Source organism: Vibrio methylphosphonaticus (genome assembly GCF_023634655.1).
Taxonomy (GTDB): domain Bacteria; phylum Pseudomonadota; class Gammaproteobacteria; order Enterobacterales; family Vibrionaceae; genus Vibrio; species Vibrio methylphosphonaticus.
The window spans coordinates 27975-47293 of sequence record NZ_JAMKMS010000026.1 but is presented as its reverse complement, the minus strand read 5'-3'; the positions used below and the strand labels follow the sequence as shown (position 1 = coordinate 47293).

At 45.6% G+C, this 19319-nt stretch carries 8 protein-coding genes; 1 reads left to right on the top strand and 7 read right to left on the bottom strand.

Annotated features, from left to right (window positions below):
- A partial coding sequence (locus tag M9196_RS21345; protein ID WP_284677253.1) for a VCBS domain-containing protein occupies positions 1-9466 on the top strand: 9466 nt, incomplete at its 5' end.
- Between the two features lie 112 nt (positions 9467-9578).
- On the opposite strand, the gene M9196_RS21340 is transcribed toward M9196_RS21345, so the two are convergent.
- The 7 genes from M9196_RS21340 to M9196_RS21310 form a co-directional block, all read right to left on the bottom strand.
- Positions 9579-10892 carry an HlyD family type I secretion periplasmic adaptor subunit gene (locus M9196_RS21340; RefSeq protein ID WP_250619520.1) on the bottom strand — a complete coding sequence of 438 codons (1314 nt, stop codon included), beginning with the start codon at positions 10890-10892 and terminating at the stop codon, positions 9579-9581.
- A complete protein-coding gene (locus M9196_RS21335) occupies positions 10885-13101 on the bottom strand; it encodes a peptidase domain-containing ABC transporter (RefSeq protein WP_250619519.1) in 2217 nt (738 codons plus the stop codon). Before M9196_RS21335 ends, M9196_RS21340 begins: the two co-directional genes overlap by 8 nt.
- The gene (locus tag M9196_RS21330) at positions 13098-14747 is read right to left on the bottom strand and encodes an ABC transporter transmembrane domain-containing protein (RefSeq protein WP_250619518.1); all 1650 of its coding nucleotides are present in this window, start codon (positions 14745-14747) and stop codon (positions 13098-13100) included. The genes M9196_RS21335 and M9196_RS21330 overlap by 4 nt, the downstream gene beginning before the upstream one ends.
- Before the next feature lie 274 nt (positions 14748-15021).
- Positions 15022-15516, bottom strand: coding sequence for a YgjV family protein (locus M9196_RS21325; RefSeq protein ID WP_250619517.1), 495 nt, complete (start codon positions 15514-15516; stop codon positions 15022-15024).
- A gap of 20 nt (positions 15517-15536) precedes the next feature.
- Positions 15537-16205 (bottom strand): hypothetical protein, encoded by a 669-nt coding sequence (locus tag M9196_RS21320; protein ID WP_250619516.1) that lies wholly within the window; start codon positions 16203-16205, stop codon positions 15537-15539.
- Between the two features lie 222 nt (positions 16206-16427).
- Entirely contained in the window at positions 16428-17831 is a 1404-nt protein-coding gene (gene uxaC / locus M9196_RS21315) for a glucuronate isomerase (RefSeq protein WP_250619515.1), read from the bottom strand.
- A 13-nt stretch (positions 17832-17844) separates the two neighbouring features.
- Positions 17845-19308 (bottom strand): fructuronate reductase, encoded by a 1464-nt coding sequence (locus M9196_RS21310; protein ID WP_250619514.1) that lies wholly within the window; start codon positions 19306-19308, stop codon positions 17845-17847.
- Positions 19309-19319: the final 11 nt, after the last annotated feature.

The following is a 19319-nucleotide window of genomic DNA, read 5'->3' as shown; positions in this document are numbered from 1 at the left end:
CAGTACCGATGTAGACAACCCAGACAACACGTTTACGCCGGATTCTATTTCAGGCACCAACGGTGACCTAACTATTGATGCCAATGGTCACTGGATCTTCACCGCTAACAGCGCGTTTAACCAATTGAATGTCGGCGATAAATTAGAAGAATCCTTTACGGTGTCGTCTGTTGATGGCACACCGTCTACCATTAAAGTCACGATAAATGGTACTAATGATTCGGCTCTTATTAGTGGCTCCAGCTCAGGTTCGGTAGCCGAAGAATCTAAACTTCAGACTTCAGGCACACTGACTGTCACTGATGTAGATACTGGCGAAGCGCACTTCTCCAATACCGATATCGTAGGCAACTTAGGTACTCTACATCTGACCGATTCAGGTGCTTGGACGTACGACTTAGATAACACTAACCCTACAGTTCAAGCGTTAGGCGCGAATAAAACAGCCACTGATACTATTACTGTCCATTCTGCTGACGGCACGCCGCATCAAGTGACTATCACGGTGAATGGCACCAATGATGCTGCGGTGATAATGGGGACATCGACAGGCGATGTGCATGAAGGACACACTTTTACCGCACGAGACGGCAGTATGACTGGCGGTTATGTTGATGACCGTTCACCTGATCATCAGCACGGAAACATAGGGAAATTGTGGAACGATGAAATCCATACCGATGGCCACCTATCGATAATGGATGCTGATGCTGGTGAAAGCTATGCCCAAACAGGCACTTATTACGGTACTCATGGTCGTGTCATACTTCAAACTAACGGGGACTGGACCTACTATGCTTCCATCGGCCAAGATGCAACCGGCAGAGCTATTGATCATCTGGGTAAAGGGGAATCACTAACCGATACTGTCACCGTTAAATCTGCAGATGGCACCACACACGATATCGTTGTCACCATTCATGGCGATAACGACCGCCCATACTGTTCTTCAGAAGTGCAGCTCAACAGCGGCAAAGAAGACCTAGCGCAAACCATCACGTCCGCCGAACTCTTAGCAAACACTATAGACGTGGATACCAATGACCTAGGCAAACTGACGATTGCGAACCTTCATGCCGATCATGGTTCTATTCAAGATAATCAAGACGGTACCTTCACTTTCACGCCAACCAAAGACTACAACGGCCAAGTGCACTTAACTTATGACGTAACAGATGCGCATGGAGGTGTCACTGCAACAGGCGCGAATTTACATTTACAAGCAACTGGCGATGCCGCGACTATTACTGGAGTTGATCGCGGAAATGTGACAGAAGATCGTGGTTATATCGATACACATTATAATCTTCATTTTGATGGCAAATTAGATATTGTTGACCCCGACCAAGGTGAAGCTCAGTTTGATATTCAAAGAGGCCACACCTATCACGGAATTGGCTATGATACAAAAATGGGTGGCTGGGTACTTTTACAACAAGATGGCACTTATACTTATACAATTGATAATCGTAAACCAGAAATTCAAAATCTAGGGTCAACAGAGACTCTTGTCGATAAGGTGACAATCTACAGTGCCGATGGAACAAGTCATGAAATTCAGATCACAATCCACGGTACAAATGATGACCCTAAGATTTCTTCGGTAACAACTCTTCCTGCAGGAACTGAAGATACAGATGTCGTTCTACACGCTTCTGATTTACTCGCCAACGCTACAGACATCGATCACAATGATGCAGGGCAACTCTCAGTGGCCAACCTCACCGCCGACCATGGCAATATCACCGATAACCATGACGGAACCTTCACCTTTCATCCTACCCAAAATTACAATGGAAAAGTCTCTTTTAGCTATGATGTAAAAGATGCACATGCTGGCAGCACTGCGACTTCAGCGAGTATGACGTTAGCACCAACCAGTGATGCGGCGGTTATTACAGGCTCCGGTTCTGGGGTTAAAGAAGATATCAATGTGGATATCTCCAGTGGGCATCTCCTTGGAGCTTCTGGTCAGTTTCATGTGGTTGACCCTGATGGTCCTGCACAGTCACAATTTCCAGATGTGCTCTATGGTGGTATTTATCAAGGGTCTCATGGGGGAGATCTTCAGGTTAATAGTAATGGTAACTATTACTACCATATAAGTAATTATTTAGTACAACATCTCTCAGAGGGTGAAATACTCAAAGAGGAGTATACCATTCACAGCGTTGATGGAACTCAACACAAAGTGGAGTTTACCGTTGAGGGGACCAATGATAAACCAGTCCTCTCTGCCCAATCACAATCGGTAACTGAAGGTGGAACCCTTTTATCTGGTCAGATGCATGCCACGGATGTGGATACAAAAGACACGCATACCTTCACTATTGACAAACCTGTAGATGGCTTAACCTTTAACAATGATGGTAGTTACACTTTTGACCCCTCCCATGCAAGTTATCAAAACTTGCGAGCAAACAATGACCAAGTTATACATGTTCAGGTAAAAGTGGATGACCATAATGGTGGTACGGATACGAAGACTCTAACGTTAGTTGTACACGGAACGAATGACGGTGCAACAATTGGCGGACAAGACACCTTTACTATTCAAGAGGATCATAACCTTACCCTAAACTCGGGTAATACGATCATATACAACGGCCAATTAACCATTACTGACGCCGATGCTGGAGAAGACCATTTTGATGGAAATCTTCATCAAAACCAACAAACAGGCACATGGGATACCGGATATACAACACAGGAAGGTGGAAAACTCATTCTTCAATCCAATGGTTCATATCGCTATGAAATTGATAATAGCCTCGCAAAGATTCAATCTCTCGGTAGTAGTGAAACGTTAATTGATACTGTTACTGTACGTTCTGCTGATGGTACGCCTCATCAAATTCAAGTCACTATCCAAGGTGACAATGATGCTCCCGTTGTTAGCTCCGCAGTGACACTTGCGGCTGGTACTGAAGATACAGATGTCGTTCTACACGTTTCTGATTTACTCGCCAACGCTACGGACATCGACCACAATGATGCAGGGCAACTCTCGGTGGCCAATCTCACCGCCGACCATGGCAAAATCACCGATAATCATGACGGAACCTTCACCTTTCACCCTAACCAAGATTACAACGGCAAAGTCTCCTTTACCTATGATGTGCTGGATAAACATGGTGGAAGTGTCGTCACAACAGCCTCAATCACTCTGGCTCCCACCCGTGATTCTGCTGTGATTTCGGGCAATGATACCGGAACGATTATTGAAGATCATAATGTCGGGCACAGCTCAGCTCAAAAGATTGCAATATCAGGTTCTTTGTCTGTAACTGATCCTGACACAGGCGAAGATCATTTCCGGTTTAACCAATTTGGTGAGAAAGCGATACATGACCCCTTTGGTGGAGATCTAAGAATAACTCCAGCTGGAAGTTGGGGGTATGAGGTTTCAAACAATCGCTTGCAATCATTAGCTGAAGGTGAAGTAGAAAAGGTTGTATATCGTGTTTATTCTGCAGACTACACTGCCCACGATATAACCATAACGGTGACAGGCACCAATGATCAACCAACCATCACTGCGACGACACTTGCACATGGCACTGAAGATACACACTACCAAATGCAAGCCAGTCAGTTTGGATTCAGTGATATCGACACAGGCGATACGTTACATTCCATAGCAATCACAGATCTTCCGCCATCAACACAAGGTAAGTTTTTACTCAATGGACACGATGTTACAACGGGGCAACACATCCCTACAGCTGACATCAGTAAACTTCAGTTCGTTCCTGCGCAAGATTTTAATGGCGATGTTCAGTTTAAATATACTGTTAACGATGGGCGTGTTGACTCACAAGAGGCTACTAACACTCTTCATATTGATGCGGTTGGGGATAAAGCCGTTATTACAGGTGTTGATACCGGCGATATTCATGAAGGACACACTTTCACCGCACCAGACGGTAGTATGACTGGCGGCTATGTTGATGACCGTTCACCTGATCATATGCATGGAAACATCGGGAAATTGTGGAACGATGAAATCCATACCGATGGCCACCTATCGATAGTTGATGCTGATGCTGGTGAAAGCTATGCCCAAACGGGGGTTTATTATGGCACTCTTGGTCGTGTCATACTTCAAACTAACGGGGACTGGGGCTACTTTGCTTCCATCGGCCAAGATGCAACCGGCAGAGCTATTGATCATCTGGGTAGAGGGGAATCACTAACCGATACTGTCACCGTTAAATCTGCAGATGGCACCACACACGATATCGTTATCACCATTCATGGCGATAACGACCGCCCGTATTGTTCTGGTGAGGTGCAACTCAACAGCGGTAAAGAAGATCTTGCTCAAACCATCACTGCATCTGAACTTTTGGCAAACACCGTAGATGTAGATACGAACGACATAGGCAAGCTGACGATTACGAATCTTCATGCCGATCATGGATCTATTCAAGATAACAAAGACGGCACATACACTTTTACCCCAACCAAAGACTATAACGGCCAAGTTCATTTTAGTTACGATGTAAAAGACGCGCATAGTGGTGTTACGCATACCGGAGCGAGTACGACACTTGCTGCAGTCGATGACAAAACCATTATTTCTGGCATTGATCATGGTGTTGCAACTGAAGATATCGCCACTCATATGTCTACGAATGCCAATATTATGGATGCTGTAGATTGGCAAGCGCTACAGGTTACTGATATAGATAGCCCTAATACTCAAGTCACTGTCGAATTTGCAGGCAAACAATACACATGGAATATAGGCAGTGACCTAGATGTTACGACTCCTTATGGCAAATTCCAGTTCCACACTATCGCAAGTGGTTCTCACAAAGGTGAGCATTCTTGGAGTTATATTGGCGACAATAATAATGTTCACGTTCAAGAGTTAAAGCACGGTGAGTCGTTAACTGAATCTATAAAGCTAATAGCAACCGACGGTACTGAGTTTCCTATTACGGTTAAGGTAAACGGCACAGAGGATGGGATCATAATCGAATCCAAGTCAGAACTTGGCCATGTCGTAGAAAATGCCCAAACAGGTGCTTCAGTTTCCGGCAGCGTAATAGCCCACGATGTCGACCTTCACGATACGGTGAGTTGGACACAAACACCAACAGCAGGCATTAGCGGTCAGTATGGCACGTTCCACCTAAGTGCAGACGGACAATGGCATTATGACGTTGATCAGAGCAAAGCGACAAAATTAGGAGACGGCGACGAATATTGGGAACACTTTACAGTTGAGGCAGTATCTACTGATGGTAGCCATGTATCGAAAAGTGTATCGGTTGTCGTGCATGGCAACAATGATGACCCAGCAGTTAGTGGTGAAGTCACTTTGCCTTCAGGTAAGGAAGATACTTCAATACATATTACGCACGCTGAATTAATCGCCAATGCTACCAATGTTGATACTAACGATAGAGGTTGGTTACACGTTCAAAACTTAACTGCAGACCACGGTAGCTTAGTATCAAATTCAGATGGTAGTTTTACCTTTAACCCCGACCCTAATTACAACGGAACGGTCCACTTTACTTACGATGTTGCCGATAGACACGGTGGCATAGCTCATACAGGAGCAAACACTTCTCTTGTTGCTGTTAATGATGCCGCAACATTTACCGGTGACTCCGGCAGCATAAGTGAAGATACAAACATTCACCACAACTTGCATACCACCGGGTTAGCAACCATTCCAGATGCCCTTTTTTGTCATGGGCACCTGATTGTTTCTGACGCTGATGGTCATGGCGAAGCTGCATTAGATCTTAAGGGGCAACAGAAAATATCTCTTGATGGAACCTATGGTCATTTCGACATCACTAGCAGTGGGAGATGGGTTTATAAAGCAGACAACAATAGTACGCCTATTCAAGACTTAGATAATGGACAAACACTCACAGATAGCATTGAAGTCACATCAAAAGACGGTACCAAGCATTCCATTACCGTCACGATTAATGGGACCACCGATGATCCTGTTCTCCACAGTCTCAGTGATTCTGGTGTTCAACATAGTGGTCCAGTTGAAGGGAATCTACTTACTGGCTCTGGGACGGATCAAGGATTGAGTGGTGCAGCAACAGACACCGATTCCAACGCACATCTGGTGTTGCAAGATATTCAAATAAATGACCCCGTATCAGGTTATGTCGCGGTAAGGCCCGGGCAACCACATACGATGACCGGAATCGGGACACTCGCGATCGAAGCGAATGGTCATTATACCTTTACCCCGGAAGCTGGCTTTACAGGTAAAGTGCCAAGTATGGTTTATCGTGTCGGTGATGATGGGGGTAACCCAATAGGAGACTCTTCTCAAAACTCTCTCTCTATTGAAGTCACCCCACCCCTACAGCATACACCTACAGTCACAGGGCAAACCGTTTCTACGAATGAAGACATCACCAGAACCGTTACTACCAGTGACTTTGGTTACAGTGATCAAGATGGCGATGCCCTGCAGTTCGTGACCATTAGCAGCATACCGAGTCATGGATTATTACTACTAAACGGTAAAGCAGTCACCACCAACCAGCAAATCAGTAAGGCAGACTTAGACGCAGGTCATTTAACCTTCACGCCAATCAGTAATGAAAACGGTGCAAACTATGCGCAATTTACATTTACGGCGAATGATGGCCATAAAAATTCGGCAAGCGCCACGATGGTAGTGGATGTCAATGCAGTTAATGATGCACCTATCGTTGGATCGAGTTTTATTAATTCTTTAGAAGATAAACCTCATGCGTTCACCACTGCTGACTTTAAATACTCTGATATTGATGGCGATGCGTTAAACCATCTCACGATTACCAATGTCGCCCATGGCGTGCTAACCCTGAATGGTGTCACTGTGAATGTTGGCGATGACGTCAGTGCCTCCGACGTTTCATCACTCATCTTCACCCCAACTCACAACTATTTTAGTTCTGGTGTCAACGGGCTGGGTGCGGTGCAATTTACCGCAAACGATGGCCAGACTGATTCAAAAGAAGGGTCAATACTCATTAATATAGCGAGTGTCGCTGACCCTGCAACATTCAGTGGAGACTCCACAGGAGTGGCAAAAGAAGACATAACACTTCAAGCTTCAGGTACGTTGACGGCGAGTGACCCTGATGGAACAGCAGGGTTTACCGCGGTACAGGGTGGAGCTGGAATAGCCGGAAGCAAAGGCTATGGGCACGCTCATATCGATGTAAATGGTCACTGGACTTACGACCTTGACAACAACCATCCTATAGTTCAAGAGCTTGGCGAAGGTCAGACAGACACTGAAACCATCACGGTTCAATCTGCAGATGGCACGCACCATGATATCGTGGTTACCATTACCGGCACCAATGACGCACCGATTCTCGGCGTTAACCAAACATCATCAACAGCAGGTACATTAACAGAGACAGATGTAGACGTTAATGACACTCATACCTTCTCTATTGTCAGTTCAACAGGGCAATTCGGTTCATTGTCGGTAGATCCAAACACTGGTGACTACATCTACACACCAAATACGTCTATCACAGGAATGAGTTATAACTCTGCCACCAACTCCTATCATGGTGTCGATGTATTCGAAGTAAAAGTCAGTGACGGCCATACTGAAGATTCGAAATTCATCACCTTTGATGCCTCGGGACATGTCACCATGTCACCAACGGGTAGCTTAATCACCTCGACGACTGTTCCGCACCAACCGGTGGTAACTGCGACGCAACCAACCTTGCCTTCAGGCACTAACGTCGCGCCAACGAACACCGTTACTCTGGATCTCGCGTCAACAAGCGATTCAGGTTCATCGCAAACTGACAACCTGACCAACGACACTACCCCAACGATTACCGGACACACTGATATTCCATTCTCGAAAGTCACGATTTACGATGGTTCCACACCCGTTGGACACTCGGTATCTGATGCCTCTGGCCAATATAGTGTTGCCGTAAGCAGCTTATCGGAGGGCGATCATAATCTATCCGCCAAAGCATTGGCTCCTTCGTCAGTGCTACCGGCTACCTCTTCGCTTCTTTCCGTCCATATAGATACACAAGTACACGTCGGTATTCAAACAGACCCAATTACCGCCGATAATGTGATTAATGCTCAAGAATCCAACAGCTCCATTGACATCACCGGATCCGTTTCTGGCGATTATAATGCAGGCGACATTGTGACTTTAGATGTAAATGGGACACAGCATACTGGCGTGGTCGATGCAAAAGGACACTATTCAATTGCCGTACCTGGCAGTGAACTCATTGCCGATGCTGACCAAAAAATAGAGGCATCAGTAGCGGTAACAGATACCGCAGGTAATAGCGCTCATGCCACTGCAGATGTTACTTACCAAGTTGATACACAGGTTAGCGTTCCTACGATTACCTTTGAAAACGCAGGGGCAGACAACTTATACAGCAAAGCTGAAATCGCCCGAGGACAAGCAAACACGATCACAGCAACCGTTACGCCTCCTGGTGATGCCAAAATCGGTGAGCATCTTATCGTTAACGGTCAGGATCATGTATTAGATGCTCATACTCTACAGCACGGAATACAAATTGAAGTTCATCCGGGTTCTAATGTACAAGCAACAATGACTGACGAACACGGTAATACCGCAGGTAGTCAAGGTTTTGCTGCAAGCGCTATTCCTGAACCGATCATTGTCAGACCGCCATCGGGAAGCCACCAAGTGTCTGGCACACTTGGGGTACCACCACTGTTACCATCTTTAACTCCGGTACCAACAGCACAAAGCGGTTGGCGAATCCATTTACCTAATGGACAATATGTCACCAGCCACCATGGGCAATATGGAACATTAACCATTGATCCTCAAACCGGCCACTTACATTACCAAGAGCAAGCCCAAGTTCATACTGGCCCTCATGGCAGCGCTTCTGGTATCGGTCAACATGAAGATAAATTTGAAGTGGCACTGCAAGGGGCAAATCAAGATGAAGTAGTTGCCCACGTGAACGTCCAGATACTCAGTCATGGGCCTGGGCATAGTGGCAAGCTTACTATTGGAACTGAAGTGGTTGATATGACGATCACACCTGTTGTCCATGCATCACATCCTGCTCCGCCACCTCCAGTTCTACATGATGAGCCAGACGTGGCTTCCCAAGCGGACTTTACTGTCGTGCAAAACGATGATAGTTATCTTGATTTAACTCAGCATACTCACCAAGAACCCGAGCACAAAACCAGCCACCACGGCGCGGCAGCTTATTTAGATGCTCTAGGCATCAAACCAGATGCGACATCTACGACAGACCACGAACAACCTGCCGATATGGACATCGTACTGGCAAACGTAGACCAACAAGACATCAACACTCATGAACATGCTGATGTAGACATGTCAGATGCTCTTGAGCACCATAATGCCGATATTAATCATGATGATGAACACCATCATCATAACGACATTGATGGACTGCCGGACGTCGACCCAAATAGCTAACAAGTAACCATTCAACGGCCACTAAAAAGGGAGTACATTATATGTACTCCCTTTCCTATTATACTCGGCGATTCCCTTGTACGGTTACTCTGCCGTTATTCTCATTACCCGACTACCTTTCACCAAACGCTACACTGATGTTGGTATAAATCGGCTTCCATAGATATTGGAACACGGACTTTTCACCTGTGGTGATGTCTACCTCGCCCGTCATACCAGGCAAGATAGAATAACTTTCAGGGTTGTCACGAAAGTAAGGTGTCTCTACAGATACCACCACTTCATAGTAGACCTCACCACGCTCACTCTGGCTGGTTGTCGGTGAGATACTCTCAACCGCCCCTTTTAACGCCCCAAAACGGCTATAATCAAACGCATCAATTTTAATTCGAGTTGGCTGACCGACACTCACAAAACCAATATCTCGAGGAGACAAGCGCGCTTTAAAGTCGGCTTTCCCTCCAACAGGAACAATTTCAACCACAGTGCCACCCGGCTGAATAACACCACCGTTTTGTGTGCTCGGCAGGCTTTGCACCAAACCTTGTAATGGCGACACTAACATTGTGTTCGTCAATTTCGCTTGGCTAGAGCGCACTCTGGCATTCAAAGCCGATAAGTCAGACACCGCTTTAGAACGATCATCGCTGACTTTGGCTTTCGCTTCAGCAAGCAGCTGAACAATTTTTTGTTCCGTACTATCGGCTTGCCTAATTAGCACCGCTTTTTTACCGCGCGCTTCTTCTATTTTCTGTTCAATACTGGCCAACTTCTGGTTCATTTCAAGTACACGAAGGCGTGAAATATTGCCTGCTTTATAGCCCTTTTCAAGGATGTTCAACTCTTGTTTTGTCGCATTCAATTCTTTCTCATAACTTGGCAGAGACTTTTCAAGGCTACGGAGCTGCTCTGCGATTTGCTCGCTCTCTTTTTCAAGCACGACTCGTTTTTGGAAATAAAGGGCTTTTTGCGCGTTCAATTGCGCTTTTTGTTGACTGACTATCTCTGGATAATCCACTTCAAACTCAGCAAGATTTGGCTCGCGCTCTTCAAGCAAAGCATTCATACGCTCAACACTGGCTAAAAGCGTGACTTGCTGAGACTTTAACTCTTCAAGGGCAGTTCGTTGAAAAGTAGCATCGAACTCAACTAGCGGCTGACCTTTTTCCACCAATTGACCTTCTTTTACTAAAATTTGTTTTAACTTACCGCCAATCGCACTTTGTAATACTTGCTTCTCTCCCTCAGGAATGACGGCACCTTTGGCTTTGGCAATCTCATCGACCTGAGTGAAGACAGACCAAGTAACAAACGCGACAACACATAAAGCAACCGACCAGGTCGCAACCGCCAATGTACGAGCCGTATTTTGTGATTCAACAAGTTCACCGTAGCGCTTGCCCTTCTCGATAAGTTGTTTAGCCATTAGCGACTCCTTGCTTAGACTCTGATTGTTCTTGTTGGGCTGCATTTTTTTGAGCAGTCGGCTCTTGAGGTAATACTTGTTCTTGAGATAACGGTTGCTCTGATAACTGCGGTTCTTGAGAAGCTTGAAGATCGGTAGACTGTTCAGCTTCTAATGGGCCGGCATACACCACAGCACCTTCATTTAACACCACGACTTTATCGGCAAGCTTGATTAAATCCGGGTCGTGGGATGTGTAGATAACGGTTGCTTTACCTTTTTTTGACCGCACAAATTCAGCAAATATGCGTTTGGCATTTGGGTGAGCGTCAGGTACCGGATTGTCCATTAAGAACATTGAGTAATCATAAACCAGCGCTTTAGCGTCAATGAGTATTTGGGCTACACTACCGGAAAGCATGTCAAAGACGCTATCTGGTTGAATGCTGCTAATAGACGTATCTAGCCCATTAGGTAACGTGGCAAACCAACCCTTTCCCCCCACCATTTCTATTGCAGTGACCATTCTCTTCTCGTTGACTTTATGGCCGTCGCTGAGCCACTCTCGAATGCTCAACGTTAATAAATCGGGATAGGCTGCTCGAATAAAACACCAATGGCGATAAAGTTGGGGATCGTATTGAACGAGATTAACGCCATCAAGCTCCACCATGCCATTTTGAATTGGCTGTAAGCCTGACAACACTTCTATCAACGTCGACTTACCACTTCCAGATGGACCTGTGATCGCCACAATCTCTCCGGCTTCAATCTCAAAGCCAACACCATTCAATGCAGGACGACTCTGTTTGGGGTAGCGCAACGTCACCTGCTCTAGTTTCAAGCTAGGCGCGACCGTTGGCAGCGGGTGATGCTGATAACTAAATTCTCGCTCAGACGGTTGCGACAGAATACGGTTTACCTGTAACTTAGATTGATTAAAACTATTAAAACGCATCGCGCTGTTTGCCAATACCTGCGCAGGACCTGTCACCTTGGATATCAACATCATTGAAGCAATAAGACCACCGGGAGTCATGACCTGTTCAAAAATAAGCCCTATGCCTAGCCCCATAATTGCTAACGTCGACCCCACACCAATAAAGTAATAAATGGAGGTGTATCGACTTTGTAGGACCGATTGATTGAACGTCACGGTCGACGCAAGAAGGTTGGCTTTTTTGAAGCGTTGAATCCAATGTCGTGAAAATCCAGAGCTGCGAATAAAAGCGAGCTTAGATGACAGCTCATTAGTCATATTCTGACGATTAGTCCCCGCCACTGTCGATTGCATTGAACACTTGCTGCTCGAACGTATCGAGCGCTTTGCGAACAAGTAATACAGAATCAATGAAACGATAGGAACCAGGACTAGCCATCCGCCTAAAAGACCGATCGCAAGGACGAAAATAACAATGAATGGTAGATCAAAGAGTGCATTCCCTAGTGGCCCGGACAGCACGCCCGAAATACGCTCAGAAAGCATCACTTGATTCTGTTGACTCGAAGACGTAGTTTGCTGGTTTTGAGCGTAGCTATTTTTTAACAAACGTTGCACTAAAGACTGAGAGATCTCACGGCTCACTCGGTTCGATACTGAAGCAAAAACGCGGCTACGCAGCGTTCTTAACCACCCCATCATCACAAACAGCAACACCGCGCCAATCGCAATCCCCTGCAATTCATGCCCCGCATCACCACCAATCACATGGTCGTAAATCGACATCGTGATGAATGGAACCGCTAGCGCAAACAGATTGGTCACAAAGCTAACCAATAGCAACTTAGGAATAATCGGACGAAACGCGTGTAACCGTTCCCCTACCCAATCCGGTGATGCCTTTTCTAGCGGTGGACCGTCTATAACGATATAGAACTGAGGTACATCTGTGATGTCTTCATTAGAGTCTGAAGCCATAAACTGTTTTGATTCAAAATGCCCGACAACCAGATCATTTTCACTCAGCACCAGTAGCACTAATTTGTGCTCTCCAACTTCATCTACATTCGCAGCTAAGCGGTATGGCAGTGCTAACCGATCGAACATGGCAAACATGTCATCTATTGATTCAATACCATTTTCGTCGACCCATTGGTTAGCGAACAGTTGAATATTGGCATTCACTTCCAACTGCTTGAGAACGGATAAGCTCACCGTTTCCAAATGATTCTTCCCTTCTTCTAAACTATCGCTCGATTCTGCACGGCTAGAAGTCTTTACACTATTCATGCAAGCGCCTCCTGCTTACCATTACCATTACTGTTACTGTTACTGTTACCTTCCGCCATAATGGTGCGATCGGCCAATTCGCGAAGTTTAGAATGATAACTCACCATAAATATGGTGCGTCCGGCTGCCACTTCTTGTTCCAATACGTTAGCTAAGTTTCCAAGAGCATCTAAATCTAATGAAGAATCCGGTCGGTCTAACACAATAACAGGTTTATCACTTGCCAATTGCGTCGCGATATTTAGCATCTTCACGTTGCCCATACTCAATAAAGCAGCGCTCGTATGACCGATTTTGGTCTCTAGTCCATCGGGTAAGCGTGTAATTTCTTTAGTTAAACCAAGACGCTTGGCGTAGTCATTGGCACTTTGTGTTTTGTCGGGATTAAAGCCACATAAATTATCAAGAATAGTACCTGCCACCAATTGCCCTTTGACACCGCAGTAAGCCGTAATGTTGGCTAGGGATGCAGTCGAAACAGGTGACCCGTTAATCGAACATTCACCGGCTTGTAGCTCATCCACACCCGAAATCGACGACAATATATAACTATTGGTATGGCGGTCTTCACTCTCTAATAATACCCATTCCCCTCTATTGAGGGTCACGTGTACATGAGACTGTTCGCCATACCTTTCAACAGTCGCTTGTTTGATTTCCACCGTTTCAAAGTCAGATAAATGAATCTGAGACAGCTCAGAATCTGACGCTTCGGATGTAGGCAAGTCACTCAATTGTTCTATTGCCTGATTAGCACTGTGTATCGAGTTGAGCTTTATTCGAACCCCAACCAAAGCACTCAGAGGGGCGACAGCTCTGCCCGATAAGATAGAACAAGCCGCTAATCCCCCTGTCGTCAATTGGCCATCCAGTACCCATAAGCTACCAGTAATCACAAGTAAGACTGAGGTTGCGAGTGCAGCGAGCTGAATACACTCTTGTGCAAATGCATTTTGTTCTTCTTCTTTAGCTTTAGATTGAGAGCGAACATTATTAAGCGACTTAAACTGATTAAAGATCCGAGATTCAACAGCCTGACGTTTAATGCCTTGAATGGTTTGACTTAAGAGAATCAAGAATGCTTTTCGCTCCTGCTCATCTTGAGATGCGAGTTCGCTCAAGCCTTTAACTCGCACCGAAGATAGCCAAACGATACCCAGCGTAATCAACCAAACAACCAAAGGTATCGCCACTAACTCTCCGCCGATATATGCCACCAGCCCTAAGAAGATCAACGCAAAAGGTAGGTCGATAAAGCCCGCAATAACGCCTCCTGAATACCAATCTTTAACTTTAGATACCGAACCTAAACCTTCTTCCACCCCCCCAACACCTAACTGGCGGAGATGATTTGAAGAAGCGTTGGTCACTCGTTCGACTAAGGTTTGATAGGTTTCTTTTTCGGTATTACTGGCCGCCGCAGACAATAGCCAAGTCCGTACGAACCGGATAACAGCTTCCATCGCTACAGCCAACGTTGCACCAGCCAAAAGTAAGGTTGCAGTTCCATAACTTTGGTTCGGTAAAATACGATCGTAAATCTGTAAAACCGTTAAAGGAACGGCGAGAGTGAGAATATTGATCAACAAAGAAGGGAGCAGAACTTTTCCTACTACCCCTTTGCTTTTGATTGAACGTGCAGGCATACACAATCCTTATCTATGCTTATGAGATAAGATTGGTACACGTATCTCACTATTGCAAGATAACGGACTGATTTAACTATTTTTTGGGAGTATCCAAAGTAGCCGCGTTAGGATTGACATCCAGAGCCGATATTTTGCGAGATCACTTGCCATTTTGAAACCGATAGGCCGTGTAAAAAGTGGCCACTTTATATCAACGTGAAATGATACTACCAAGTGACATGCTGACCCGAAACGAACGCATATAAGTACCTACACTCAACAAACCATCACCTTACTTCGATGATTGAGCCGCTACATACATCCGATAAATCGTCATCAAATTAGTGATGATAAATGTCCCTTCCACCAAGCTACCGCCTATCGAGCCTAACCACAGATTGTGGATAAACCAACAGCACGAATTAAAAAGGATCACACTACGCATTTTGATACCGGTTAGCGAGAATAGAGCCCAAGTTCCGACGGCTGAACCAACGATTGTCAGTGCTTCAATCGGAGCACTCAACTGTGGTACGGTCACGCCAATAAGCAAGACGATAAAGACCCACATCACCCATCGAGATTGCGTTTTGATCGACACAAAAGCACGAATACCATTCACCGTGACCCCGATCGCCGCCACTGTTGCGTCCATCATGACAAAGTGGATCGCCATGATGAAACAGAACCCGACCATGCCATAGCGAAAGCGCAAATCTTCTTTTTGTAAGAAGGCCAAGACACCACATAAAAAAGCGATACCACCTACGATTTGCGCTGCTATCATCGCGTTATTCCTTTATGAATCTAGTTAAGGTGCTCAGCAAGGTAACTTAAGCATATTTCAGGGCTGGTTAATACCGGGATTACATTGGAAAGTTGAAGATCCTTTGAGATCAACGGAGCGGCGCTCATCATCGAAGCTTGAGCCAGAACAATGGCTTGAAAGCTGTGATCTTGCCGCAAACTCACACCAACTCCATCGACAATACACTGATTGAATGCATCCACGTCTCCAGAGGCGTAATGCTCCCAGGCCCCTTCAATGAGCTGAAAAACAAAATTCGTGCTGTTACTTTGCGATTCAAGCAACTGACGTGTGGGTTCAATCGTGCTTTCGAGTGTGACTAACACAAGCATAGTTTGGTAATGCTTACAAAGCTGTGCCATGGGTTTATCGACACGGAACACACACTCACTAGGAAAGCTGTCCACCACTGGCCCCAATGTGGAGCAGGTGCAGACGATATAATCCATACCCATATTTATCTGTGTATTGAGGTAGTCATGAATGGCCTGGGTAGACATCGTGTTTTGGCCGTACTTGCGTATATCCGTTAAGAAGTCTTCTTGTAAATCATGATGGAGGTCGTGCTGTGGGAAGCGTTCAGCCGCGAGCGGTTTGAACAGCGCAATGTTGCTAGCAAGGGTGTGAAGAAACAATATTTTCATAACAGACAATGTTCCTTTATCCATTCTTAAACAAAAACCTCCCCACAAAGGAGAGGTTTACACAGAAACAGTGGGTGATTGAATCGGTATCCAATTCGCTGCTACCGCTTAAATAAGCCGTAACATTAACTAAGCCGTAACATTAAATAAACCGCAGCATTAAACGTACTTCTAGCAACGATGTGCTGCATCTAACCAATCGGCTTGCCGTTTCGCTTATTCATCAATGTCTGACTCACGCCTTAACTATGCAAAGTAACATTTTGCATTGTTAAAACTAATATCTTCAACCATTGGGCCTAATAGAGATAGGTCATTAGGTACTTCCCCATTCTCAGCCCAGCGACCCACCATGTCACATAGGATGCGACGGAAGTACTCATGGCGAGTATAAGAAAGGAAGCTACGAGAGTCCGTTAACATTCCGACAAACTGGCTCAATAAACCTAGCTGTGACAATTGTTCCATTTGGCGCGTCATTCCATCTTTTTGATCGTTGAACCACCAACCTGAACCAAATTGTACTTTCCCTGCAATGCCACCACCTTGGAAGTTACCAATCATAGTTGCCATCATCTCATTATCACGAGGGTTGAGGCAGTATAAGATAGTCTTCGGTAGCTCGTCAGTTTGGTCCATTTCATCCAGTAGGTGCGCCAATTCAAATGCGAACGTACGATCGCTAATAGAATCAAAACCTGCGTCAGGACCCAGTAACTTAAACATACGAGTGCTGTTGTTACGTTGTGCACCAATGTGTAACTGCATAACCCAACCAAGCTGCGCGTAACGCTTGCCAAGCCATACTTGTACCGCGGTTGAAAACTGTGCACATTCTTCTTCTGTCAGAACTTCGCCGCTTTGACGACGAGTAATTAAGCTATCAAGTACTTTCTCTGATGGAATTATCGCGTAGCGAACCACTTCAATGCCATGGTCAGCTGCGCGGCAGCCATGGGCATCAAAGTGTTTTAGGCGAACATTTAAAGCTTGGGTGAGAGCATCAAAACTTGTGATTTCAATGTCCGAAGCCTGACCGAGTTGCCTCATATAATCAGCAAAGCCATCGAGTTCAATTTTGAATGCTTTGTCTGGACGCCAGCTTGGTAGAACCTCAACATCAAACCCGTTATCTGCAGCGATAGCTTTATGGTGTTCGAGTGAATCGATAGGATCATCCGTTGTTCCAGCCATGACAACGTTCATCTGCTTCATAATGCCGCGAGCAGAGAACTCAGGCGTTTTCAGCATGTCATTACATTCGTGCCAAATACTTTCTGCCGTATCGGGACCCAACAGTTTGTTGGTAATACCAAATGGACGACGCAGCTCTAGATGAGTCCAATGAAAAAGAGGGTTTCCGAGTGTCATTGGAACGGTTTTCGCCCATGCTTGGAACTTCTCTTTTTCAGAAGCATCACCGGTAATTAAGCGCTCCTCAATACCTGCGGAACGCATACCACGCCATTTGTAGTGATCGCCTGCAAGCCAAATTTGGCTTAGGTTTTCAAATTGACGGTCTTGAGCGACTTCTGCTGGGTTTAAGTGGCAGTGGTAATCAAAAATTGGCTGGTCCGCAGCATGCTCATGGTAGAGGCGTCGAGCCGTCTCATTGCTCAATAAGAAATCATCACATAAAAAGTTTTTCATTTCATTATTCCTCTTATAGTGCCGCTACAGTTGCACGTGCGCCACTCTCAATCAAAGATTGGTATGCTGCGCTTACTTCTTTGATAACTCGTGCGTTTTTGCCAATCTCAGGAGCAAAAACCGCTTCAACAGACAATAATGCTGGAACCACAGAAACATTGTGGCCGTGTTCATCGCATACACTTTTTAGCATATCAGCCATTGGGTCACGTACATCGATGTCGTTACCCTGCTCATCTACCGCTGAAACATAACGCATCCAGCCTGCAATACCCGCGGCTAACCATTTAAAATCTGAGCCTTGCTCTAAGTGGAAGCGTAAACTTCCCCCCATACGCTGAGGAATTTTCTGGCTACCGTCCATCGCTATCTGCCACGTTTTGTGCTTCAAACTTGGGTTCGTGAAACGGTCAATCAGCAGTTTAGCGTAACCTTCAAGATCCGTCCCTTCAGGCATATTTAATGAAGGGGCTTGGGCTTGCATCATCATGTCGAATGCAGCCGTGCGATAGCCTTCATCTGTCATAGTGTCAGAGATGTGAGCGTAACCACCAAGGTAGCCGAGGTAAGCAAGAAATGAATGGCTGCCGTTTAGCATGCGCAACTTCATTTCTTCGTATGGCACAACGTCGGCAACAAATTCAGCGCCCGCGAGGTTCCAATCTGGACGGCCAGCCACAAAATTATCTTCAATCACCCATTGACGGAAAGGTTCACATGCAATGCCACAAGGGTCTTGAACGCCAAGTAATTCAGTGATCTCATTTAGCGTTTCTTCTGTTGCCGCGGGAACGATACGGTCAACCATTGTACATGGGAAGGTTACATTGGCTTCTATCCAAGCCCCAAGCTCCGCATCAAGCAGTTGTGCAAATTCCAGTATCGCCGCTTTTGCGACATGGCCATTCTCTTGAACATTATCACAAGACATGACGGTGAATGGCGTTAAGCCCCGCTCTCGACGAATCTTCAGTGCTTGGACGATGTAACCCAATGCCGATTTTGGCTGTGTTGGGTTTGCAAGATCAGCGATAACTAATGCGTTATTCTTATCTAGGAGACCCGTTGCCGGATCGGCACAATAGCCCTTTTCTGTAATTGTCATAGAAACGATGGCAACTTGAGGTTCAGCCATCTTTTCTATAACAGCGTCAGTACCATCACAGCTTGGATGTAGAGATTCGTTTACAGACCCGATGATTTTCACATCCGTTGATTCCGCACCTTTCTCGGCAACTGTGTATAAATGGTTTTGCTCACGTAGAGATTTGATTAGATCTTCACCACCAAACAGGTTGACTTCACACATCCCCCAATCGCTTTCTGTTTTACGAGCAACTTCGTCTGTAAAAAGGCCTTGGTGGGCACGATGAAACGCGCCAAATCCTAGGTGAACGATTCGAGATTTTAGCTTGGAACGATCATAAGTGGGTTGGCTTACTGATGCGTTTAGTGGTTGATTGCTAATATTAGTCATTGAATCTGTTC

Bases quoted from the DNA above. Each gene is read 5' to 3' on its own strand.
- M9196_RS21310 (WP_250619514.1), bottom strand. From the start codon at position 19,308: ATGACTAATATTAGCAATCAACCACTAAACGCATCAGTAAGCCAACCC.
- M9196_RS21340 (WP_250619520.1), bottom strand. From the start codon at position 10,892: ATGGCTAAACAACTTATCGAGAAGGGCAAGCGCTACGGTGAACTTGTT.
- uxaC (WP_250619515.1), bottom strand. From the start codon at position 17,831: ATGAAAAACTTTTTATGTGATGATTTCTTATTGAGCAATGAGACGGCT.
- M9196_RS21330 (WP_250619518.1), bottom strand. From the start codon at position 14,747: ATGCCTGCACGTTCAATCAAAAGCAAAGGGGTAGTAGGAAAAGTTCTG.
- M9196_RS21335 (WP_250619519.1), bottom strand. From the start codon at position 13,101: ATGAATAGTGTAAAGACTTCTAGCCGTGCAGAATCGAGCGATAGTTTA.
- M9196_RS21320 (WP_250619516.1), bottom strand. From the start codon at position 16,205: ATGGATAAAGGAACATTGTCTGTTATGAAAATATTGTTTCTTCACACC.
- M9196_RS21325 (WP_250619517.1), bottom strand. From the start codon at position 15,516: ATGATAGCAGCGCAAATCGTAGGTGGTATCGCTTTTTTATGTGGTGTC.